Genomic DNA, 22277 nt, shown 5'->3' with positions numbered 1-22277 from the left:
ATATAAAGGAGATACAAATAATGGCTGCCAATGGACTTATTACAGACTTATACCAGCTGACCATGGCGAATGCGCTCTTCAAAAAGGGCATGCATGAACGCCGCGTGGTCTTTGACCGTTTCTATCGCAAGAATCCTTTCAATGGCGGCTATACCGTGGTCGCAGGGCTCACGCACCTGCAGGAATTTGCTGAAAATTTCCGTTTCGATGCCGATGACATCGCCTACCTCAAGAGCCTTGGGATCTTCTATCCGGAATTTTTGGACTACCTGGCCGATTTCCGCTTCACGGGAGACATCTATGCCATGCCGGAAGGCACGGTCGCATTCCCCGGCGAGCTCCTGCTCCGTTTCCATGGCACCACGACAGAGGCGATGCTGATGGAGACAGGCCTCTCCATGATCATGAACCATGAAAGCCTCATCGCGACGAAGGCGCGCCGTGTGCGCACCGTTGCGGGCAAGGATGCGCTGATGGAATTTGGCCTGCGCCGCGCGCAGGGCCATTCTGCCGGACTGTGGGGCGCGAGAGCGGCTATGATCGGCGGATTTAACGGCACCTCGAATGTCGAAGCAGGAAAGCTCTTCGGCATCCCGGTCCTCGGCACGATGGCTCACAGCTGGATCATGAGCTTTGACACCGAGATCGAAGCCTTCGAAGAATATGTGAAGCAGTATCACAGCAATCTCATCCTGCTGGCCGATACCTACAATGTGCTGGAGATGGGCGTGCCGGATGCGATCCAGATCTTCAAAGAGCTGAAAGCCAAGGGCGAGCTACCGAAGGTCTACGGCATCCGTATCGACAGCGGTGACCTCGGCTACCTTTCCAAGGAAGCCAAGCGCATGTTCACGGAGGCCGGATTCCCGGATGCCATCATTTCCGGTTCGAATGATCTTGACGAATACCTCATCCAGTCCCTGAAGGAGCAGGGCTGCACCGTCACCAGCTGGGGCGTCGGCACGAAGATTATCACGGCGGACGGCTCTCCATCCCTGGGCGGCGTCTTCAAGATGAGCGCCAGAGAAAAAGACGGCATCTTCGAGCCGGTGATGAAGATCTCCAACGATGTCGCCAAGATGACGAATCCGGGCATCAAGGAGGTACGTCGTTTCTACAAGAAATCGAATGGCAAGATGATCACGGATCTCGTCTGCCTCACCAGCGAACCGATGCCGGACGGCGGCGATTACACACTCGTCACCGAGTCGGCCAAGTGGCGCCGTAAGGAGCTGAAAGCTGGCACGTACACCTGTGTGGAAATGCTGAAGCCCGTCATGCAGAAGGGGGAAGCCGTCAAGCTCCCGACGCTTCCGGAAACCATCGCATATGCGAATGAGCAGATGGAGACCCTTTGGCCAGAATATACCCGCCTTCTGAATCCAAATATCATGGAAGTGAATCTCTCCGATGCCCTGCAGCAGCTGAAGAGTGAGATCATTGAAAAGGATCTCAAGAAATAAGAAAGAGCCAGCGGAAGCTGGCTCTTTTGTTGGTTTAGGGCTAAGTTCGAAAGCAGGGATTAGGAGTGACTGGTGACTAGGGATTAGTAGCTGGGGATTAGGTTTGCGATACGAGAAAATCGCTAATTTCAAACCTCCGCGGCGCTTCTGATTTTTATGCGCCGCTCCACCATTTCGCATTTCGCATTTCTAATTTCTCATTCAAGCGAAGCTTTCAAACGTAATCAAAGGGCAGCACGCCCCCCGGGCTAACCCCTTAGTGTAAAATTTTACTCGGTAGGGGAATTTTTCCAGAAACAATAAAAGAGGAAAGCCTCCCTTTGAGTGGAAATGTTATAATTTCCGTGCACAAATAAAACAAAGAAAGGGCTTTCCTCATGGATATTATAACAAAAACTGGAGAAATTTGGAGTGAAAATGCAATTGGTGCAGTCATTTCTCTCATTAAGAAATCTGATGACTCTATCGAGGCTGAAAGGAAGCTAACTCATTGGCTCACTGAAATGAACTGTCAGCTTATAGCTATGGCTCTGGCGCGTATTGACACTGAGCTGTATCAGATTTACAAGGTACAGGGGTGGCGTGTGGCACGCCGGGACCCTAGGACGATTTGCTGCCGCTATGGAGAGCTGACCTATACCCGAAGACTTCTGCAGAAAGAAGGGAAGAGCTTCTATCCCCTGGACTGCAAAATGGGCTTTGAGTCCAGAAAGCACTACAGCCTGGGAATGATTGAGCGGATTGTCGAGTCTGTCGCAATTACGACATCCCGCAGTGCCAGTGAACTCCTGCAAAACCTGGCAGGGATTACCATCTCCCATCAGTCCGTTATCTCACTTAAGAATTATGCCGGTAAGAAGGCAAAGGCTTACGAAAAAGCATTCGTAGAAGAGAAGAAGGATAAAAAGCCAGTACAGCCGGAGATTATAGCGATTGAAGGGGATGGAATCATCCTCAAAAACAAGAAGAAAGGCGAGGTCTCGGAGGTGCATCGCCTCCAGGTATACGAAGGAGTCAGGAAAAATGGCAACAGGACAGAACTGGTAGGACTTCGCTGTTTTGCGTCCACCAGCAGGAAAGAACTTTTTGCAATGGCAGCAAGCTATCTGCATGGGCACTATGACCTGTCTAAGACCACGGTGCTATCGAATGGGGATGGAGGGTCCGGGTACCAGTTTCAGGACTTTGAGCAAATGGTAGAAGGCTGCCTGGATCACCAGCACTTCCGTGACTGCTATCATGTACATGAAAAGATCCGGACCCGGCTCAGCTTCTGCAAGAGGGAACTGGTAGACCGTATGATCCGAGAGTTTCACCAGACCGACGATATTATGAAACGGATTCCCGTATGGATGGACACTGCCCGGAGCTGCGCCCGAACAGAGGCGGATTTGGAGGAGGTAAACAAACTGCAAAGCTATCTGGAAAGAAATGCTCCCTATATCCCAAGCCTGAGCCAGCGCGGCATCCATACAGAAATCCACTTGGGTACTGCAGAAACGAATCACCGGTTCTACAGCTATCGCATGAAACGGCAGGGGCGGAGCTGGTCCAGCGAAGGAATGGAGTGCATGGTCTGGGTACTGACCGCCCGGAAGAATAAGACGCTTACGCAAGCCCTCTTGTACCATGCTAATGGGAAGAGCTACAAAAAGATGGATAGAGCCATGCACAAAGCCGTGGTGCAGGCAGAGCGCAGAATGAGAAACTATAGGCCAGGATGCCTGGAAGGGCGTATAGGCATTTATGGAGCTTCTTCTTCCCCCATGGGAAGACTTGCCAGAGCAATACAGAAATACTGATTAAACCGAAGCCACGGAGATAGTAATTATCGACAGTCAAATGAATTACCGAGGAAAACTTGACACTTATGGCTAACCCCGAACCTTGAACCCCGAACCCCCAACTATGCTATAATAGAGGCACGAACTCCCACATATTTCCTGAAAGAAAGGTGACATAGATGAAACTTTCGAAATGGATGACGATTTCCATGACATCTCTGGCGCTGGCAGGCGGTGTCCTGACAGCGGACGCAGACTCGATGGTTCTGTCCGGCGGCGAAAAGCTCGACCTTGGCGAGAAGGTCAGCGTCTTTGACGGAAAGCGCTCTTTCTTCGGCAGCCAGCTGCATGACTGGCTCATGGAGGACAAAGCGGTGACGACTGTGGAAGAGGCGATCAAGAAGGAGAATCTTTTCCCAAAGAACGAAGCCTACTCTCATGACGTGGCACAGATGGCGGTCGATGTACTGCGCCGCGGCAAGCTCTATCAGGTGAGAAGCGAGGACAAAGGCATCTGCTATCAGGGGATGGTCGTCTCGATCGCGCTCTCAGATGCCGATGAGATGAAGCTCGCCCTCTATAGCGCGGCGCTCGATACCCAGTCGAAGAAGGCGGTAAAGGACAATCAGGCGGAAGCCAAAGAGCTCGCTCCTCTTCTGGCGATGACGCATGGACAGCTCACAGTGAAGGCGCACTCGGACTGGGCGGACAAGACGTCGAAGAAGGGGCTCGCCTACAGCACGGGCAGCGCACAGATCTCCATCATCCGTGACGGCTTCACGCTTCCGGTCTATTTGAAAGCGATCATTCACAAGGATAAGGGCATGACGACCTATACCCTTCTCGCGGCGGATCAGGCGTCTGGCGCGTATTTAGAACCCATCGTCGACAAGGCGCTGGCAGGAGCTGAAAAATGAAACGCATGCTTTCGCTCTGCCTGGGCGTCGCCCTCCTTCTGACGGGCGGACTGTCTCACGCAGACGGTATGGACGGCATCTCGGCGGCGTCTCCTCTCGCACAGGGAGAGAGCGTCAGCACGGCGGCTGCCAAAGTCATGGAGCCGCTGCCGATGGAAGAGCTTCTCGCACTCATGCCCGAGAGCCGGGGATTTCTGGGAGATGGAAATCTTCCCAAAGGGATGACCTTTACGCCCTTTCACCTCTCCGCAGATCCACATCCCTCTGCGGGGCTGCTCTTCCTTCCCGGGAAGAAGCAGGATGCGTCCGTCATCGCTTTCGGGATGGAAATGAAAGGGGAAGCGGCAGAGGCCTATTTCCACGACATGTTCCTGCCAGAGGGCTTTACTCCGGCGGCGGGGCAGCGCATGCTCCACTTCAATATCGGTCTGATGGAGGCGGAAACGATGCTGAACAACATCTTTCTGCAGACCGCCAAAGGGACGCGCGAGGCGACCGGCGAGCCCATCCCCTATGACCTCATGGGCGTCAGTATGATGCATGTGGAGCAGCTGCACAAGGTACTCAGCCAACCCAAGACCTACGGCTTTGCCCTTTCACCCTATCTGGTCGCGGACGGATGGGCGATCCCTCTCTATATGCGTGGCTTCCTTGCCAAGACGGGCGAAGGCTACCGAAGCCTTCTCTTCCTCGGCTTCCAGAGCCAGAAGGATGCACTCGATCAGGCCAGCTATGAGATATTGAGATCCATGAAATAAAGGAAACGCTGATTCAATCGCAGAGTCTGATTTCATATGGATTTTTATACATAGCTTCGTCATCATCTTCCTTACATAGCTCGCTATTCGCGTCAGATGATTCCTTGCTCTGTATAAAATCCAAGAATGAAATCTGACAATGATTTAATCAGTGTTTCCTAAAAAAGACGTCACGATGCGAAAGCGTCATGACGTCTTTTTTAGTGGTCAGCCCCATGGGGTGTGCCGTCCTTTGATTACGTTTGAAAGCTCGGCCCGAATGAGGAGTGAGGAGTGAGGAATGAAGGTGGCGGCTTCGCCGTATTTTGGATGACGGTATTCTCGTATCGTCAGCCTTCCCCTCGAGGGGAAGGTGCCCCGAAGGGGCGGATAGGGCACTGGCGATATAAAAGAGAGTGGGAAGGAGCGTCTCAAGCAGGCGATTTATGAGAGCATCCGAGCGCCTTTGGCGCGGTTTCTCTTCCCTATTCACGTAAGGCTCCTAGCCATAAGCCCAGTCACTAGTCACCGATCATATCAAGAAACAGCCGGTGCATGCGGTCATCATGTCCGACCTCGGGATGGAAGGAAAGTGCGAGCTGCTTTCCATAGCGGACAGCGACGATGTGGTCATCCACGGTCGAGAGGATGTCCACGTCAGGCGATGCAGAGGCGATGTAGGGGGCGCGAATGAAATTCATCTTCACGTCGCCCGCGCCTTTGACCGGCGCTGTGGTGATGAAGCTTCCGAGCTGGCGGCCATAGGCATTTCTGCGAACCGTCACAGGAAGCGTAGCGAACCAGGTATTCGCATCATTTTCCAGATGCTCCGCGAGGAGGATCATGCCGGCGCAGGTGGCAAGGACAGGAAGCCCTGCTCTGATCTTGTCTTGGAGCGGTGCGAAAAGTCCCTCATCCTTGAGAAGCTTTCCCTGCACGGTGCTTTCCCCGCCGGGAAGGACGAGCCCGTCCATAGGGCGCTCGAGATCCTTCCGGTTTCGTATCTCAAAGCAGGAAGCTCCGAGCTTTGTGAGCATTCGTTCATGCTCGATGAATGCGCCCTGAAGGGCGAGGATGGCGATATGTTTCATGCTTTGGCCTTTCTAACACGTAGCTAACAGAGAAGTGAGGAGTGAGGAGTGAGGAGTGAGAAATGAGGAGTGGTGGTGCGGCGCATAAAAAACAGAAGCGCCGCGGAGTATAAATAGGATGATGACCGAAAGTAGCTTGTAAGTCACCAGTCCCTAGTCACCAGTCACTCAGTGACCACTAAAAAATTATTTTCCGCGTTCGGCCATGAGGAGCTGGATCTCATCTTCATTGATGCCGACCATAGCTTCGCCGAGGTCGGTGGAGAGCTCCGCCAGGATCTCCGGATCCTGGTAGTTGGTGACTGCCTTCACGATAGCGGCAGCACGTTTCGCCGGATCGCCGGACTTGAAGATGCCGCTGCCGACGAAGACGCCTTCTGCGCCGAGCTGCATCATGAGTGCGGCATCCGCCGGAGTAGCTACGCCGCCGGCCGCAAAGTTGACGACCGGGAGCTTCTGGTGGTCATGGACATAGACGACGAGGTCATAGGGGACGCCCAGCTGCTTGGCTGCTTCGAAGAGCTCATCCGTGCGCAGCGAGGCGATGGAAGCGATCTGGGTATTGATCTTTCTCATGTGGCGTACCGCCTGAATGATATCGCCGGTACCCGGTTCACCCTTGGTACGGATCATGGAAGCGCCCTCTGCGATACGGCGAAGGGCTTCACCGAGATCACGTGCGCCGCAGACGAATGGCACCTTGAACTGGTGCTTGTCGATGTGGTAAACATCGTCAGCCGGAGAGAGGACTTCACTTTCATCAATGTAGTCGATCTCGATGGCCTCGAGGATCTGCGCTTCGACAAAGTGACCGATGCGGCATTTCGCCATGACAGGGATGGAGACGGCTTCCTGAATGCCCTTGATCATTTTCGGATCGCTCATGCGGGATACGCCGCCCGCTTTGCGGATGTCGGCAGGGATGCGTTCCAGTGCCATGACGGCTGCAGCGCCGGCTGCTTCCGCGATCTTTGCCTGCTCCGGTGTGGTGACGTCCATGATGACGCCGCCTTTCAGCATCTGGGCGAGTTCTTTGTTCAGTTCATAGCGTTCATTGTTTTTCATGATAGAGAGTCCTTTCAAAATAATGGGGGAAGGTTGATGGGTTCAAAGTTCAGGAGTCAGGGGTCAGGGGTAGCCGCTGCCCTTTGATTGCGTGCGAAAGAGGTTCAGCGGGGAAGGTGCGGCGCAAAAAATAATGAAGCGCCGCGGAGTTTTGATAGCGCTTCGCGCCGTCGTCATCTCGAGCGTAGCCCTCGATCCACCTTGCAGAACGGTTAGCATGCTGACTGCGCTACTTCAATCACCGCTTGCTTCTCATCCCTAATCCCTCATCCCTAGCCACTCATCCCTAGCCCCTTGATGGCGAGTCATCCTGAAAAAGGGTCAATTAAAAAGAAGAGCAGGGGATCCGGCGGATCTCGCGTCTTCTTTTTATGTGAAATTGTGGGGGAGGCTCGTTACCATTTCCCGTCGATCAGCTTTTTGGCATGCTCGTTCAGCTTCCATTTCCATACGAGGAAGGGGCCGACGATGACGCCGAAGAGTGCCTGCAGGATCTCATACGGCAGCTTGATCCATGCATAGGCAGGCGTACTGTAGACATAGGCGCGGCCAAGGGAATAGCCGACGACCATGATGACGGCGCCGACGAGGACAGCGATCACCGTAGAGAGCTTCGGCTTTGCCGGAAAAGCGTGGTGCGCGATGTAGGAAATCGCCATGGCCTGCAGACCGTGAGTGACGAGTGAGACGAACATCGGGAGTGGGTAGAAGAAGAAGTCTCCCAAAAATGCGCCGACGCCGCCGACGAGGAAGGCTCCCAGCGGGTCGAGCATGAGCGCCGCTGCGACGATCACGATGTCGTTCAGGTACAGGTGACCGCCCGGGACGGGCAGACCGAAAGACGAAAGTCCGACATTGATCGCCATCAAAAGACCGCAGATGGTGAGCCAGCGCGTATTGTGCTTCGTGTGGACGGAAAGGGAATGTGTGGTCAGTGTTTCTTCGTTTGTCATGAGAATTCTCCTTGCTGTATCTGGATGTTTGCATTATACTATGAAACTGGATATATAAAAATCACCAAAATGATACAAAAAAGTAGGACCAGATGGAGCTGACCATCATCCCTATTCCCTAATCCCTAGCTACTAGTCACCAGTCACTAGTCACTATTTTACGAAAGGATCCTCCTCATGACCGCCTACATGACTCTTTATCTTTCCATTCGAGATGCTATCACGAATGGCGTCTATGGCTACGGAGCCAAGCTTCCTTCGAAGCGGCAGACCGCAGAGGCGCAGGGTGTCAGCCTCATCACGGTGGCGCACGCCTATGATCTTCTTGTCGAGGAAGGCTACGTGGAGCCGCGGGAACGAAGCGGATACTTCGTCGTCTTCCGCGAGATGGATAACTATGGAGCGGCAGATCCCCGTCCGATGAGCCGCTCGATGGATATCGCCCGCACGAAGACAGAACAGCGCGAGGCCGGAGAAAGAGACCTTTTTCCTTTTTCCATCTTTGCACGCACGATGCGCAGCGTACTTTCCGCGTATGGAGAAAAGATCCTGGATCCTTCGCCGAACCATGGCTGCGAAGAGCTGCGGCGTGCGATCGCCTCCTATCTCGCAAGAAGCCGCCATATGCGCGTCTCTCCCGAGCAGATCCTGATCGGGTCGGGCGCGGAGTACCTCTATGGATTGAATATACAGGTGCTTGGACAGGGACAGATCTATGCACTGGAAGACCCGTCCTACCAGAAGATCGAGCAGGTATATCGGGCGAACGGGATCTCTATCGATAAGCTCAGGATGGGGAAGAACGGTATAGAAACGAGCGAGCTCATCCGCACCCGCGCGAGGGTACTCCATGTGACGCCCTTCAACAGCTATCCCTCCGGCATCACGGCGACGGCCTCGAAGAGGGCCGAGTATCTGCGCTTTGCCCGTGAGCGTCATGCCATGATCATCGAAGATGATTTCGATTCCGAGTTTACCCTTCTCTCCAAGCCGGAGGATACGCTCTTCTCTATGGAGTCGGAGGGACACGTCATCTATATGAATAGCTTCTCGAAAACCATCGCGCCCTCCATCCGCACGGGCTACCTGGTCCTCCCGCCGCAGATGGTCCCTCTCTATCAGATGCGCGTGGGCTTCTACTCCTGTACCGTCCCCGTCTTTGACCAGCTCGTACTCGCTGAATTCATCAGTCAGGGCCATTTTGAAAGGCACATCAACCGGGTCCGGCGGAGGAGACGGCTGCGGGCGAGCGTTTCCTCCATATAAAAACCTAGTGACACTCAATGGTATACCATTGATGCGTCACTAGGTGAGTCACTGGCTTATTAGATAGCTTTTAATGCTCTTCGAAGGTGCCAAATACGATGGCTTTACCATCTTTGACCATCTGCTGCCCGCGTGCAAATGTAGCATTCAATTGCAATTTGTCGTCAAGAAGTAGAATATCTGCATCACTTCCTTCAGCTAAGCATCCTTTCTTGGGATACAATTTCGTGTTTTGAGCTACATTGCTGGTAAATACAGTCAGGGCATCGGATAAAGATAATCCTTCTTCTTGCACCAGATCTCTGAATTCTTTTAACAGGGAATCTTCATTTGCCACGCCAACACCAATGTTATTGCCGCTATCATCAAAAATTGGCATGCTTCCGTTACCGTCAGAGCTGACAGAAATCTGACGCAATGGTACCCCTGCATCTAAGGCTTGGCGAATCCCCTTACTTGTTTTGACGACCGGATCATCGTCATCTTTAGGAGCAATACTGCTGGTAAAGTCCATCAGACCGCCACTTTTTGCCCAATTAATGGCATCCGCAAAGAGATGTTTATTTCTGTTTACATGAGTTGGAATCACCTGCGTCTTAGGCAATTCTCCATTGGCAGTGATTTCTCTCAAATACTTGAGGCCATCTGTACCATCACCGATGTGCATATTTACAACGCCGGCTTTACCGCTTAGCATACCACCTACTCGCGCTTCTGCCGTAATCTCGCGATATGCCGATACGGGGGACTGAGAAGAACGATGATCGCTCATGGCGATCTCACCGGTGCCGATGACTTTATCAATTAAAACGATATCGCGTCGCACGCTCCCTGTGATCGTAGGAGTGGGCATCTCATAAGAACCGGAATAGATGTATGTACTGATACCTTCATTTTCCAAACCGCGAGCCTTTGCCAGTAAGCTTTCTACATGGCGCGTGATTCCGTCTGTACCAAGAAGTCCAAATACCGTAGTAACACCAGCGGTTGTGATCTTGCTTAATTGAATCTCTGGTGTACGGGTCTGAAAACCGCCTTCTCCGCCACCGCCGATAATGTGAACATGGGCATCCATAAATCCAGGAACAGCGATGAGGCCATTCCCCTCAATGACTTGACACTGATAAACAGCCGGTAAAAATAAATCTTTACCCATAGCAGCGATTTTTTCGCCAGCGATCAGAATGTCTTGTATGCCTTTATCCTCTGGTGCAAATACATGAACATTTTTCAGAAGCTTAAAAAATGGTTTTGAATTTTCCATAGCAGATCAGTCCTCCTATTACAATTTTGCTCAACCACATTTAGAAGAAGAGCATGATTAAACGCATAGCCCAAATGGACAACAAGGTGTTTATTAAGCAGATCATAATGATCGCAAAATAGTGGCGACTGTTCACACCGGAAATGCCGAGGCAACGTCCCACATTTTGAACAGGGTTTCCCATCAGATAAATACCGGGAACCATCACAGTGACCTGGATAGGATCCATAATGCCCTGCGTGAATAAGCTCATTAAGATACCAATGGCTCCGCCCATGCTCATGAGAGAACCTATAATCACAGTGGCTGCTTCGCCGGGAAGTCCCCACAGTCCCATTATAGGCTGAAAGGCCACGCCAATCAAATGGAGCAGTCCTGTTACGTCCAAAATTCGAATAATGACAAATGCCATAATTACATTGGGTAACAAACTGGTGGTGCCAATAGTGAATCCCTTGCGAGCGCCTTCTACGAAAAGGTCCAGGACATTTTTCTTGTGTTCTTCGGTCATATTTTCCATTATATTCCTTCTTTAATCTTTACAGAACATTTTTAAGTACAGACGCATCAAATTTGCACCAACAATTTTAAAAACTAAAATAACGAGCAAAGGTACAATGATCGGCGTTCCCAAAATAGCGAATGTAGCTGCGCCAGAAGAGAAATAATTGGTTAATCCGGCGCTGCCGCTTGTTTGATAAGTGATAACGATGCTTCTTTCCTTGTCGGTGAGTTTTCCGTTATCCACTAATTCCTTGATCATGCCTGCTGCAGCATCTGTGCTCTGCAAATTAGCAATATTTGCAAGAGCTGTAACGCCTGGTACACCCAGCAATGGCTCTAAGATAGGAGTCATTAATTTTTCTGCAGCACGCAGTCCGCCGAGTCCATCAATGACATTTACCAATCCCAGCGCCAAAATAACGGCTGGAATCAAAGTCAATGCGAACATGAATCCATCTTTTGCGCCATTACCGCCAATTCCGCGGAAGTTGGTGGCCTGCTCCCCGGTTATATTGCCAAAGCTTCCGGCCAAAACATTAAAGTCTAATACCTTTAGCGGGCCGTCTGCAGAAGAGAAGATCCCCGAAAACATTAAAACGGCCATCAAAAAAGCGACATAACCATACCAGGGGACGTGAATTTGTGGTGTACCATTTTTGTTGTTACTATCTTGTTTCATACAATTCACCTTTAACCTTTATTTTCGATACCAAAAACTAGAGATACATGCAAGGGAAACACTGATTAAATTGTTGACTGATTTCATTCTTGGATTTTTATACAGAGCAAGGAATCATCTGACGCGAATAGCGAGCTATTTAAGGAAGATGATGACGAAGCTATGTATAAAAATCCATATGAAATCCGGCTCTGCTATTTAATCAGCGTTTCCCAAGATATAAGCCAATGTATCATATATCTTTTGTTGGGGTGTAAAAGCAAAACCAGAATGATGGAATTTTGGGTTTTGCTTCACGGATACAGCAATAGCCACATGATTGCTGCCAAAAGACCTACCACCTCCTTAAAAGGCCACTTTTAGACCAAAAAACGATCTAAAGGTGGTCTCATTGCACGATTTAAAAATAAATTTATTCATATGTAATGGTATTTTCTGATAACATTTTAAAAATTAAAATTTATGATAGCATTGCTTCCCGCTACAGTCAAGGTCTTGCTAACGTATAGGAGGGCTTAGTAAGCGTTCCCTTTATCATCCTCAACGTGTCAGATCTTTGCGTGAAGAGGTACTTTCTGTTGATGACAGGCTTTCCTATGTTCACTCGGCTTCTTTTTTCTTGCACGGATCCCCATTCTCCAGTACAATAGAGAGGAATCGTGAGAGCGATCTTGAAAGGAGAAATCATTATGCAGAGCTTCGAATTCACCCCGCAGGGCGTATGTGCAAGAAAAATTACCTTTGACCTTGAAGAGGGTCTCATTCACCACCTTCATTTTGAGGGCGGCTGCCCGGGCAATCTGGCAGCGATCGGCAAGCTCCTCGAAGGCCGCAGCGCAAAGGAAGCGGCGGATATCCTGCTCGGCAATACCTGCCGTGACAAGCAGACCTCTTGTGCCGATCAGCTTGCTCATGCACTGATCGAAGCCATGAAAAAGGCAGATGAGAAATAAAGAAACGGCGCGCATGCGCCGTTTCTTTAGTGGCTAGTGACTGGTGACTGGGAGACAGCAGACTCTCTCGTATCGTCATTTCGAGCGAAAGCGAGAAATCTTTTTCGTTTGCGGTCCGGCGGTCGATGATAGGGAATTCCAAACGGGAAGCCTGTTATCAAGAGCCTTTCGGGCATCGCCCATATACACTTGCGGCGAAGCCGCCACCTACATTTCTCATTCGAGCAGAGCTTTCATCCATAATCAGTGGACGAGCCTTCCATAGGATACCCCTGAGCCCCTCATTTTTTATTTGCATTTTCCCGCGTTCTATGCTACAGTATCACCATATCCCAGAAAGACAGGGACAGGAAGTAGTAGAGAGACTGCTCGCTTATAGAGAGCCATTGGAAGGTGGGAAATGGCAGGAGCATTTCATCGAACTCATCCTCGAGTCGCAGGCTGAAGAGAGTAGGCCTCGCCGGAACCTGACCGTTATCAGACAGAGTGCATATTTCTGCAGAAATATGAATAAGAGTGGTACCGCGAATCTTTCGTCTCTTGCGAGACGGAAGATTTTTTTATTGCAGCAAAAGTGGGAGATTGCAGAGGAGGAAATAGTATGGGTATGACAATGACACAGAAGATCCTGGCCAAGCATGCCGGTGTCGATTCTGTGAAAGCAGGGGATCTGATCAACTGCCGCCTTGACCTGGTCATGGCGAATGATATCACCGCGCCGCCGTCCATTGCGGAATTCAAGCGCATCGGTGTCCCGGTATTCGACAAGGAGAAGATCGTTCTCGTTCCGGATCATTTCCAGCCGGCAAAGGATATCAAGTCTGCCGGACTTGCGAAGATCGTCCGTGACTTTGCGCATGAAAACGGCATTGTCAATTATTTCGAGCAGGGGCGTGTCGGTATCGAGCATGCGCTGCTTCCGGAAAAAGGCCTCGTAGGGCCCGGCATGGTCACTATCGGTGCGGACTCTCATACCTGCACCTACGGCGCGCTGGGCGGCTTCTCTACCGGCGTCGGTTCTACCGATCTTGGTGTTGCCATGGCGACCGGCGAAGCATGGTTCAAAGTGCCGGATGCGATCAAGGTCGTTCTGACCGGCACGAAGCCGGGGGACATCACCGGTAAGGATGTCATCCTGACATTGATCGGCATGATCGGCGTCGATGGCGCGCTGTACCAGTCGCTGGAATTCACCGGCCCGGGCGTCCATTCCCTTTCCATGACCGACCGTTTCACCATTGCGAATATGGCGATCGAAGCCGGCGGAAAGAACGGCATTTTCCCTGTCGATGAAAAGACCATCGCTTACATCGAGGGGCGCTACCATAAGCCGTTCGACGTCGTCGAGGCAGATGAAGACGCGCACTATTCCCGCGTCGTAGAGATCGATCTTTCCTCTATGAAGCCGGTCGTTTCCTTCCCGCACCTGCCGGAAAATACGAAGGTCATCGGCACCTTCGGAGAGATCAAGATCGATCAGGTGGTCATCGGATCCTGCACGAACGGCCGTCTCGAAGATCTGGCTATCGCAGCCCGCATCTTCAAGGGGCATAAAGTCCATCCGAATGTCCGCTGCATCGTCATCCCGGCGACACCGACTATTTACCTGCAGGCCATGCATGCCGGCTTCATCGAGACCTTCATCGATGCCGGATGTGCCGTGTCTACACCGACCTGCGGCCCGTGCCTTGGCGGTTACATGGGGATCCTCTCGAATGGAGAGAAATGCGTATCCACCACGAATAGAAACTTTATCGGCCGCATGGGACCGACCGATTCTGAAATTTATCTGGCAGGCCCTCAGGTGGCAGCGGCCAGCGCTATCTTAGGACGTATTGCGGTACCGAAGGAGGTCAAATAACATGGCAGTATTAGAAGGAAAGGTTTGGCGCTACGGCGACAACATCGACACGGACGTCATCATTCCGGCCCGTTACCTGAATACCTTCGATCCGAAGGAACTATCCAAGCACTGCATGGTGGATATCGACCCTACCTTCGCGGAGAATGTCAAAGCCGGCGACATCATGGTCGGCGGCAAAAACTTCGGCTGCGGCTCCTCGCGCGAACATGCGCCTGTCGCCATCAAAGCAAGCGGTGTACCCGTCGTCATTGCATCGTCTTTTGCCCGTATCTTCTACAGAAACGGTATCAATGTAGGTCTGCCGCTTCTGGAAATCGGAGATGACGTCGAGAAGATCCACGCAGGCGATACGCTCCGCATCGATATCTCCACCGGCAAGATCGAAAACCTCACCACCGGGGATACCTTTCAGGCGCCGCCGCTTCCGGGCTTCATCCAGGATATCGCCAAAGCGGGCGGACTCATCAACTACGTCAAAGCGAAAAAGAAATAAGAAGGGTTGTCGGGTTCAAGGTTAGCCTCGGGGACGTCCTGTTCCTTGATTGGGAATGAAAGAGGGGGAGCAGGTTCTATGGGTTCAACGGGGGTGGTGCGGCGCATCATCATAGGGAAGCGCCGCGGAGTTTTAGAATATACGGTATTTACGAAAGATGAGAAACCTGTGAACCTTTTGAACCTTCAGAACCTGTTTAACCTATGAGGATGCATATAAAGGGAAGATGGCTATTTTCTGTTTTCAAACTTAGAGGTTCAGGTTCCCATCCCCCTTCCCTTGGAAGGGGAACGCCCGAAGGGCAAGGGGTTGGCCCGCGCGAAGCACGATGATTTCGAGGCGCTTCTGATTTTTATGTGCTGCACCAAAACTACGTAAAGGGGAAATGCAGTAATTCTGCATTGTAATAAGTGAGGAATTAGGAGTGAGGAGTGAAGGTGGCGGCTTCGCCGCAAATATAATGGGCGATGCCCGAAGATGGTATTTAAGTCACCAGTCACTTGAGGCTCCTAATCCCTAGCTGCTCATCCCTGCTTTCAAACTTCAAACTTCAGGTTCCTATCCCCTTCCATTGGAAGTAATGCTATTAAGTTAAGCGGCAGATCATTCTTGGCTCCCCATCGGGGGAGCTGCCCAGAGGGCTGAGGGGGCTACGTAGCGGTATTGCCTGAAAATGTTGGAATATCGATAGCATAGGACTATTCAACATGGAGCGTTATGCCGTTAGCATGCCCCATCTCGCTGCGCTCGAAATGGCGTCTCACTGGATTTTAGCGTCGCTACGCTCCTAAAAATCCAGTTCGCTTGCACATATTGCCTTCGGCACTTCCCCCGAAGGGGGGGAAGCAAGTCGTTACGGCGCTAACATTTTCCTTAACTTAATAGCATTGCTCTTGGAAGGGGAACGCCAGAAGGGCAAGGGGTTGGCCCGCGCGAAGCACGATGATTTCGAGGCGCTTCTGATTTTTATGTGTTGCACCAAAACTACGTAAAGGGGAAATGCAGTAATTCTGTATTGTAAAGTGAGGAGTGAGGAATTAGGAGTGAGGAGTGAAGGTGGCGGCTTCGCCGCAAATATAATGGGCGATGCCCGAAGGTGGTATTTAAGTCACCAGTCACTTCTAATCCCTGACCACTACCCTCATTGTTTGATAAGGAGAAATATATTATGCCCAAACACATCGTTGTCATCCCTGGTGACGGCATCGGTACAGAGATCACCGATGCGGCTGTCGAAGTCCTGAAGAAGATCGATGACATTTACAAGATCGGCCTTACCTATGAATGGAAAGATGCAGGCGGCGCAGCCTACGACAAATTCGGTGAACCGCTGCCGCAGGATACCATTGATGCCTGCAAGAAGGCAGACGCCATCCTCTTCGGTGCTGTCGGCGGTGACCAGTGGGATCACTTGGAGCCGTCGCTCCGTCCGGAAAAAGCCATCCTCGGCCTGAGAAAAGCGCTTGGTCTTTATGTAAACCTCCGTCCCGTGAAGATCCAGGACTCCATGATCGAGTATTCTCCGCTGAAACCGGAAATTGCCAAAGGCACCGATATCATGATCGTCCGTGAGCTCGTTGGCGGCATTTACTTCGGCGACCGCTGCGAATCCGAGATCCATAACGGCGCAGAAAGAGCCTGGGATCTGGAAAACTACTCTGTGCCGGAAGTCGACCGCATCACCCGCTTCGCCATGGAAGCGGCCCGCAAGCGTCATGGTCACGTGACCAGCGTCGACAAATCCAATGTTCTTGCGACCTCCCGCCTCTGGAGACGCACCGTCATCAAGATCCATGACGAGGACTATCCGGATGTTCAGCTCGACCATATGTATGTCGACAACTGCGCGCAGCAGTTCGCCATCCATCCGTCCTTCTTCGACGTCGTCGTCACAGGAAATCTCTTCGGCGACATCCTCTCTGATGAAGCCGCTGTCCTCTCCGGCTCTATCGGCATGCTCCCCTCTGCCTCTATCGGCAATGAGACCAGCCTCTATGAACCGATCCATGGCTCGGCTCCGGACATTGCAGGCAAAGGCATTGCGAATCCGATCGCGACCATCCTTTCCGCTGCCATGCTCCTTCGCTACTCCCTCAATGAAGATAAAGCCGCTGATGCCATTGAAGCTGCTGTCAATCAGGCCCTCGATGACGGCTACCGCACCGGTGACATCTACAAAGAAGGCATGAAGAAAGTCAATGGCCGCGGCATGACCGACGCCATTCTCGCACGCATCCAGTAATATAAGCACACAAAAAGCCGAACGATTTTGATCAGCCCCTGTCAATGTAGACATGGCAAATATCTAAAAAATTATAGCCGCAAATTCCATGTTGGTGTTTTAGCATCAGCATGGGACTTGCGGCATTTTGTTATGCCGCGAATTTCGCTTTGTATTTCTGAATACGTTTGTTCTCGGTAATCGGGAACTGTTCCGGGTTCTTCGTGTGCAGAGCTGCCATGCGAACTTCCATTGGCGTCCTTACTCCAAATCGTTCCTGAAAACGTTCGTAATTGTAAAAATGGACGTATTGGTCGATGGCCGAACGCAGCTCGCCGCCGCTGCTGAACTTATTCAGGGAATACATCTCTGTCTTCACAATTCCCCAGAAACCTTCCACTGGGCAATTGTCGATGCAATGCCCAACGCGGGACATGGATTGCTCCATACCCTGCTTCGAGAGCTTGAACTGGAATGCTTTACTGGTATACTGGAACCCCCTGTCACTGTGGAACAGCGGGTGTGCTTCCGGATTTTTGTGAATCGCCTGCTCAAATGTGTCAAACACCAGCTTATTGTCATTGCGTCCGCTTATGACGTAGGCGACAATCGACCGATCATAGAGATCGAGGATGGCGCTCAAATAGAGCTTCTTAACGACTGATCCTTCGTACCATTTGAATTCTGTCACGTCCGTTGCCCACTTCTGGTTCGGTCGTTCTGCCTGAAAACCCCTGTGAAGGATGTTCTCTGATGTGGCTTCTGGTGTGGCCCTTCTGTATTTTGCCTTCTTGCACCGGATCACGGAATGGATATTGAGCTCCTTCATAAGCCGGTGGATGCGGTTCCTGCTGTAATGCGTGTGGTTCAGGCGATTGATCCAATCAGTCATGCGCCGATAGCCCAGGATGTGGTGGAATCGTTCATCATACTCTTGGATCAGTTGAGCGATGATCTCGTTTTCTTTTTCCGCTTTTGGGACATCTCGCTTCAGCCATTGATAATAGGATGCTCTCGTAATACCGACCTGACCACACAGCCAGCAAATGCCCCAGTCCTTTTCTGCGTGGCACTGTTGGATTGCTTCATAGATTGTGGCATGGCGCAGCCTGCCGAGTTTCACCTCCCTTCTAGGGCTTTCAATTTTTTTAAGAAATAGACCAGCCTCTTCTGTTCCTCAAGCTGCCGTTTCAAGCGCTGGTTCTCACGCCGGAGGCGTTCCATCTCGTCAACTTCTTCGTCGGTTTTATGATGTCCGCGCCGGTCGATAAGGCCATCCTCCCCGTTAGCAGCGTATTTCCTCACCCAATCGTATACTTGACTGTAGGAGACGTCATAGCGCGCGGCGGTGTCCTTGTAGTTCTTGCCATGCAATAGACAATACTCCACAATCTCCTTGCGCTCCGAAAGCGATGTTTTCTTTCTTGCTTCTGCCATATAGACCTCCCGTTTTGGATCGTAGTCCTTAAGTTCTATATGGTCATTATACTGCTTCATCCAGTGCCGGAGAACGGAACGGCTTGAAATGTTGTATTTGGCTACGATGTCGTCAACGCTGCCCTCGCCACGTAGCACGGCAAGGACGCAGCTTGCCTTGAATTCCTTGCTGTAGCTTGCGTTCCCAGCTCTTTCTATGAAAGAGGCCTCGCCCTGTTTCTCGTATTTCCTTACCCAGTCACGAAGACTCTGCTCGGATATCCCATTCGCTCTGGCGATTTGTCGGTAAGATCCTTTGCCGGAAAGATATTCTCTCACTCTGGCAAGCATCCAATCTGCTGAATGTTTCCTTTTGGCCATTAAAAAAATCCCCCTAAAGCAGTTTGGTTATTTACCTTGTCTGCTTTAGGGGGATCATATCATTTTCGTTCGGCTTTTTGTGTGCCAGTCACTAGGGAAACACTGATTCTGTGATTTAATCAGTGTTTCCCTGGTATTGCGATTTTTTAACTTCTGGACTTAGTGAGAAGTGCAAAGTGCTGGAAGGGACACACAATACACAATTCATAGAGTGCCCCAATACCCCTCATTATATAAAACAGTTTGTACATTATTTTATATAAAACTTCGCGGCGCTTCCTCATTTTATGCGCCGTACCTTCACTCCTCACTCCTCACTCCTTACTCCTAATTCCTCACTTGATTCGGAATTTGACTTAAATGCCAGTTATTTAGAAAACGCAATACCAGTCACTCTTACATTCCCACGCCGGCCTTTTTTAAGAGCTTTGCTGCCCAGGACGCATCGATCAGGATGTCCTCACGCTCCGTTTCCGCAAAAGCAGGCGAGAGCTGCTGCTTCACCTGCTCATACATCGCAGCATCGAACGCATACGCGCAGACGATCTTGCCATCCTGATACAGGCAGTAGCCCGTGCGGCCGTCCGCGCCGCGCTCGAACCAGATGGCATCGACCAAGAGACCCGGCTTCTGCTTCTGCAGGAAGGAATGGGCCAGCACCTTCATGATCTCTATGACCCTGTCATTCAGATGAAGGTCAAGCAGCAGCAGCTTTTCCAGCAGCACCTGACGGTTTGCCACCACACGGCGGCTCCAGTCAGCGATGCCTGCCCACGGTACGGATGGATCGCGTCCCGTCATGATGGCGCAGGCCTTCCGGAAATCCTCCTCGTTATCCGCGTAGTAGAGAAGCGCGTGACTTTCCCTTTCCTTATATAAGAAAGAATAAGAATAATGCTCCGCGTGACCACAGTGCGGACACGCGCCTACGAATGCCTCGCCTGTCCGCACTTTCTCTGCGATCGAGGCATCCTCTCCGGTATCAAAAGCAGGATGCGTCGTGAAGGAAAACAGCTTCTGGCAGGCAGGACAGGTCAATGTCAAAATAGCCATAAAAAACTCCTTTGGTTTAGGGAATGCTGACTAGGGAAACACTGATTAAATCTGACTCTGCGATTTAATCAGCGTTTCCCTAGCTTCTTACACTCAATACATCCGACAACGGCTTGCGTTCACTGGCCGCCGGAATGACAGCCGGATGGCCGATCGCGATCAGCGCAGACACATCATAATCCTCCGGCAGAGAAAGGATCTCCTTCACCTTATCCTCCTCATAGCGCCCCATGATGAGCGTGCCGAACTTCAGCGCATTCGCTGCCAGACAGAAATGAGCAGCCGCGACGCCCGCATCAAAAGACTGCCAGTGCGTCCCCTTCTTCGTAGAGAACGATCCATCCGGCTCATAGCCCGACAGCCCCTTCACGATGCAGAGCACGATGAGCGCCGGTGCCGCATGGATATTCTCCGTGTTCCAGGGGAAATCCACCGTACATTCCTTGGCCAGGCGATCCTTCAGCTCCTGATCCAGCACCGCCACATAGCGGATCGGCTGCGTATTCTCCCAGCACGAAGCCATCTGAGACATCGTGACGATATCCTCTATATCTCTTTCCGTGACCGGTTGATCCGTATATTCCCTGATACTTCTTCTGGAAATCAGACATTTGATCGCATCCATAAATGCGCCTCCTCATTTTTTGAACAGGCAGCAGCGGAGATCGCACGATCCGCTCATCCTGCCTTTAACACATACACCTACTATATCATAGAAAAGAGAAAAGCAGATAGTAAAAAAGTAGGAGAATTGGATTTCTTGCGGTATAATAAATAAAATGAGAGTTGATAGGAAGCAGATAGGCTTCAAAGAAAGGTGGTAACTTATGCCTAGAAGAGGAAATAACCTGTTAAAGGAAGACAGAAAAGTAGAGCGTATCCTCTGCTTATGGAATATACTGATGCGTGGCCGCGGCGTCACGAGAGAAGAGATTGCCGCCAAGCTCAAGGTCAATGAGAGGACCGTCAGCCGCTACTTCGCAGATATCCGCGGCTGCCTTGCCGCTTTGGAAGAAAGCGACGGCATCCATCGCCGGCTCATTCACAGCCGCGAGGAAGGTGTCTACAAGATGATCAATGAAGGCGGAGAATACCTCACGAGCGGAGAGCTCTTCGCCGTCTGCAAGATCCTCCTTTCGAGCAAAGCCTTCCATAAAGTAGAAATGAAAGCACTTCTTGAGCGCCTTCTGCAGAATCTGGCCTCCTCCGAAGAACGGACAGAGATCGATGAGTACATCAAGAACGAACTCTTCGAATACGCAGAGCCCAATCACAAGAATCCGGACATGGACCTTCTCTGGAAGATCACGCGTGCCATCCACCAGCACCACGTCATTGCATTCGATTATAAAAAAATCAGCGCAGAGACCAGCAGCCCGCACGCCGCCCGTCCGCTCGGCATCCTGTTCTCCGAATTCTATTTCTACGTCGCCGCCCGTCCCGACAGAGGCATCAAGACCGGTGCCACCAGCCCGCTCAAGATCTATCGCTTGGACCGCATGACAAGCGTCATCGACACAGAGAAGACCTTCGAAGAGCCCTATATCGACCGCTTCCGCGAAGGAGAATTCAAGAACCGCGTCCAGTTCATGTACTCGGGGAAAAAGATCCACCTCGAATTCATTTACAAAGGCCTCTCCCTGGAAGCTGTCCTCGACCGGCTGCCCACCGCGAAAGCAAGAAAGCGCGACGACGGCAGCTGGAGCATCAGCGCTGACGTCCTTGGCGAAGGCATCCTCATGTGGCTCCTCTCCCAAGGCGCTAACGTCAACGTCCTCGCTCCGGAAAGCATCCGCCAGGAATGGCTCGATACCGCAAGAAAAATCTGTGAAATGGGGAAGACTGAACAGTAGAAAGAGAGTTGTTTGTAAGATCCCGCTGAAGCACCAGCTCCGGCGGGATTTTTTAATGGGAGCGTATAAAAGAACGTTACGGTATGACACGCCAACTGAGAGGCCCTCGGAGACGGCGCAGGATAGAGTGGCACGAAGAGGCACCCCTTCTACGTAGCGACCAGTATGCCAACTGTGCAAAGCGCTACTCCGTATCGTCATCGGAAGCGAAGCCGTGGGCTCTTTGCCTCACTCGTATGCGAGTAAATGCGTAGGCAGAGAAACGAAAGCACGGTATTAGATGCCATACGAGTAGCCCCTTGGAGAAGGGGCGCGCCGAA

Annotated in this window: 20 protein-coding genes and 1 other annotated feature; of the genes, 10 read left to right on the top strand and 10 right to left on the bottom strand. The window is 51.5% G+C overall.

The genetic code is table 11. The features are described 5' to 3' along the window. Positions 1-20 precede the first annotated feature (20 nt). The 4 genes from ACGG9R_RS09600 to ACGG9R_RS09585 all read left to right on the top strand — a co-directional run bounded on the left by ACGG9R_RS09600 (position 21) and on the right by ACGG9R_RS09585 (position 4922). The gene (locus ACGG9R_RS09600; protein WP_390154426.1) at positions 21-1463 is read left to right on the top strand and encodes a nicotinate phosphoribosyltransferase; all 1443 of its coding nucleotides are present in this window, start codon (positions 21-23) and stop codon (positions 1461-1463) included. A gap of 377 nt (positions 1464-1840) precedes the next feature. Continuing rightward, on the top strand, positions 1841-3265 hold the full coding sequence (locus tag ACGG9R_RS09595) for an ISLre2 family transposase (protein ID WP_390151423.1): 1425 nt from the start codon (positions 1841-1843) through the stop codon (positions 3263-3265). Between the two features lie 161 nt (positions 3266-3426). Next, on the top strand, positions 3427-4164 hold the full coding sequence (locus ACGG9R_RS09590; RefSeq protein ID WP_390154423.1) for a hypothetical protein: 738 nt from the start codon (positions 3427-3429) through the stop codon (positions 4162-4164). Further along, on the top strand, positions 4161-4922 hold the full coding sequence (locus ACGG9R_RS09585) for a hypothetical protein (RefSeq protein WP_390154420.1): 762 nt from the start codon (positions 4161-4163) through the stop codon (positions 4920-4922). Before ACGG9R_RS09590 ends, ACGG9R_RS09585 begins: the two co-directional genes overlap by 4 nt. 500 nt (positions 4923-5422) lie before the next feature. Here the strand turns inward: ACGG9R_RS09585 and pdxT are convergent, their stop codons facing one another. The 3 genes from pdxT to ACGG9R_RS09570 form a co-directional block, all read right to left on the bottom strand. Then, positions 5423-5992: a pyridoxal 5'-phosphate synthase glutaminase subunit PdxT gene (pdxT, locus tag ACGG9R_RS09580; protein WP_390154417.1), complete on the bottom strand. Its 570-nt coding sequence runs from the start codon at positions 5990-5992 to the stop codon at positions 5423-5425. 186 nt (positions 5993-6178) lie between these two features. Next, positions 6179-7057 (bottom strand): pyridoxal 5'-phosphate synthase lyase subunit PdxS, encoded by an 879-nt coding sequence (gene pdxS / locus ACGG9R_RS09575; protein WP_390154414.1) that lies wholly within the window; start codon positions 7055-7057, stop codon positions 6179-6181. A 395-nt stretch (positions 7058-7452) separates the two neighbouring features. After that, positions 7453-8010 carry an ECF transporter S component gene (locus ACGG9R_RS09570; RefSeq protein WP_022105548.1) on the bottom strand — a complete coding sequence of 186 codons (558 nt, stop codon included), beginning with the start codon at positions 8008-8010 and terminating at the stop codon, positions 7453-7455. Positions 8011-8199: 189 nt separating this feature from the next. On the opposite strand from ACGG9R_RS09570, the gene ACGG9R_RS09565 reads away from it, so the two are divergent. After that, positions 8200-9276 (top strand): PLP-dependent aminotransferase family protein, encoded by a 1077-nt coding sequence (locus ACGG9R_RS09565; protein WP_390154411.1) that lies wholly within the window; start codon positions 8200-8202, stop codon positions 9274-9276. Positions 9277-9346: 70 nt separating this feature from the next. On the opposite strand, the gene iadA is transcribed toward ACGG9R_RS09565, so the two are convergent. From iadA to ACGG9R_RS09550, 3 genes are read right to left on the bottom strand one after another with little or no spacing between them, the layout of a single operon-like run. After that, on the bottom strand, positions 9347-10540 hold the full coding sequence (iadA, locus tag ACGG9R_RS09560) for a beta-aspartyl-peptidase (RefSeq protein WP_390154409.1): 1194 nt from the start codon (positions 10538-10540) through the stop codon (positions 9347-9349). A gap of 40 nt (positions 10541-10580) precedes the next feature. Then, on the bottom strand, positions 10581-11060 hold the full coding sequence (locus ACGG9R_RS09555; protein WP_390154406.1) for a YjiG family protein: 480 nt from the start codon (positions 11058-11060) through the stop codon (positions 10581-10583). A gap of 12 nt (positions 11061-11072) precedes the next feature. After that, positions 11073-11723 carry a nucleoside recognition domain-containing protein gene (locus ACGG9R_RS09550; RefSeq protein WP_390154404.1) on the bottom strand — a complete coding sequence of 217 codons (651 nt, stop codon included), beginning with the start codon at positions 11721-11723 and terminating at the stop codon, positions 11073-11075. A gap of 689 nt (positions 11724-12412) precedes the next feature. On the opposite strand from ACGG9R_RS09550, the gene ACGG9R_RS09545 reads away from it, so the two are divergent. From ACGG9R_RS09545 to leuB, 4 genes are all read left to right on the top strand, one after another. After that, a complete protein-coding gene (locus ACGG9R_RS09545) occupies positions 12413-12676 on the top strand; it encodes a TIGR03905 family TSCPD domain-containing protein (protein WP_390154401.1) in 264 nt (87 codons plus the stop codon). A gap of 334 nt (positions 12677-13010) precedes the next feature. After that, positions 13011-13220: a binding site (T-box leader), on the top strand. Between the two features lie 57 nt (positions 13221-13277). Continuing rightward, the gene (gene leuC / locus ACGG9R_RS09540) at positions 13278-14537 is read left to right on the top strand and encodes a 3-isopropylmalate dehydratase large subunit (protein ID WP_390154398.1); all 1260 of its coding nucleotides are present in this window, start codon (positions 13278-13280) and stop codon (positions 14535-14537) included. A gap of 1 nt (position 14538) precedes the next feature. Continuing rightward, entirely contained in the window at positions 14539-15033 is a 495-nt protein-coding gene (locus ACGG9R_RS09535; RefSeq protein WP_390154395.1) for a 3-isopropylmalate dehydratase small subunit, read from the top strand. Positions 15034-16201: 1168 nt separating this feature from the next. Continuing rightward, positions 16202-17275: a 3-isopropylmalate dehydrogenase gene (gene leuB / locus ACGG9R_RS09530; protein ID WP_390154392.1), complete on the top strand. Its 1074-nt coding sequence runs from the start codon at positions 16202-16204 to the stop codon at positions 17273-17275. A gap of 130 nt (positions 17276-17405) precedes the next feature. On the opposite strand, the gene ACGG9R_RS09525 is transcribed toward leuB, so the two are convergent. The 4 genes from ACGG9R_RS09525 to ACGG9R_RS09510 form a co-directional block, all read right to left on the bottom strand. Beyond that, positions 17406-18377 carry an IS3 family transposase gene (locus ACGG9R_RS09525; RefSeq protein ID WP_390154390.1) on the bottom strand — a complete coding sequence of 324 codons (972 nt, stop codon included), beginning with the start codon at positions 18375-18377 and terminating at the stop codon, positions 17406-17408. After that, positions 18374-19051: a transposase gene (locus tag ACGG9R_RS09520; RefSeq protein WP_390154388.1), complete on the bottom strand. Its 678-nt coding sequence runs from the start codon at positions 19049-19051 to the stop codon at positions 18374-18376. Before ACGG9R_RS09520 ends, ACGG9R_RS09525 begins: the two co-directional genes overlap by 4 nt. A 396-nt stretch (positions 19052-19447) precedes the next feature. After that, positions 19448-20104, bottom strand: coding sequence for a CpXC domain-containing protein (locus tag ACGG9R_RS09515; RefSeq protein ID WP_390154385.1), 657 nt, complete (start codon positions 20102-20104; stop codon positions 19448-19450). A 79-nt stretch (positions 20105-20183) separates the two neighbouring features. Next, positions 20184-20729 carry a nitroreductase family protein gene (locus ACGG9R_RS09510; RefSeq protein WP_022105537.1) on the bottom strand — a complete coding sequence of 182 codons (546 nt, stop codon included), beginning with the start codon at positions 20727-20729 and terminating at the stop codon, positions 20184-20186. A gap of 202 nt (positions 20730-20931) precedes the next feature. Here ACGG9R_RS09510 and ACGG9R_RS09505 point away from each other — a divergent pair, with 202 nt between their 5' ends. Beyond that, the gene (locus ACGG9R_RS09505) at positions 20932-21957 is read left to right on the top strand and encodes a helix-turn-helix transcriptional regulator (RefSeq protein ID WP_390154382.1); all 1026 of its coding nucleotides are present in this window, start codon (positions 20932-20934) and stop codon (positions 21955-21957) included. Positions 21958-22277: the final 320 nt, after the last annotated feature.

Source organism: Dialister sp. i34-0019-2H8 (genome assembly GCF_042846925.1).
Taxonomy (GTDB): Bacteria; Bacillota; Negativicutes; order Veillonellales; family Dialisteraceae; genus Dialister.
The sequence above is the reverse complement of the archived record's forward strand: the minus strand, read 5'-3'. Positions and strand labels throughout refer to the sequence as shown.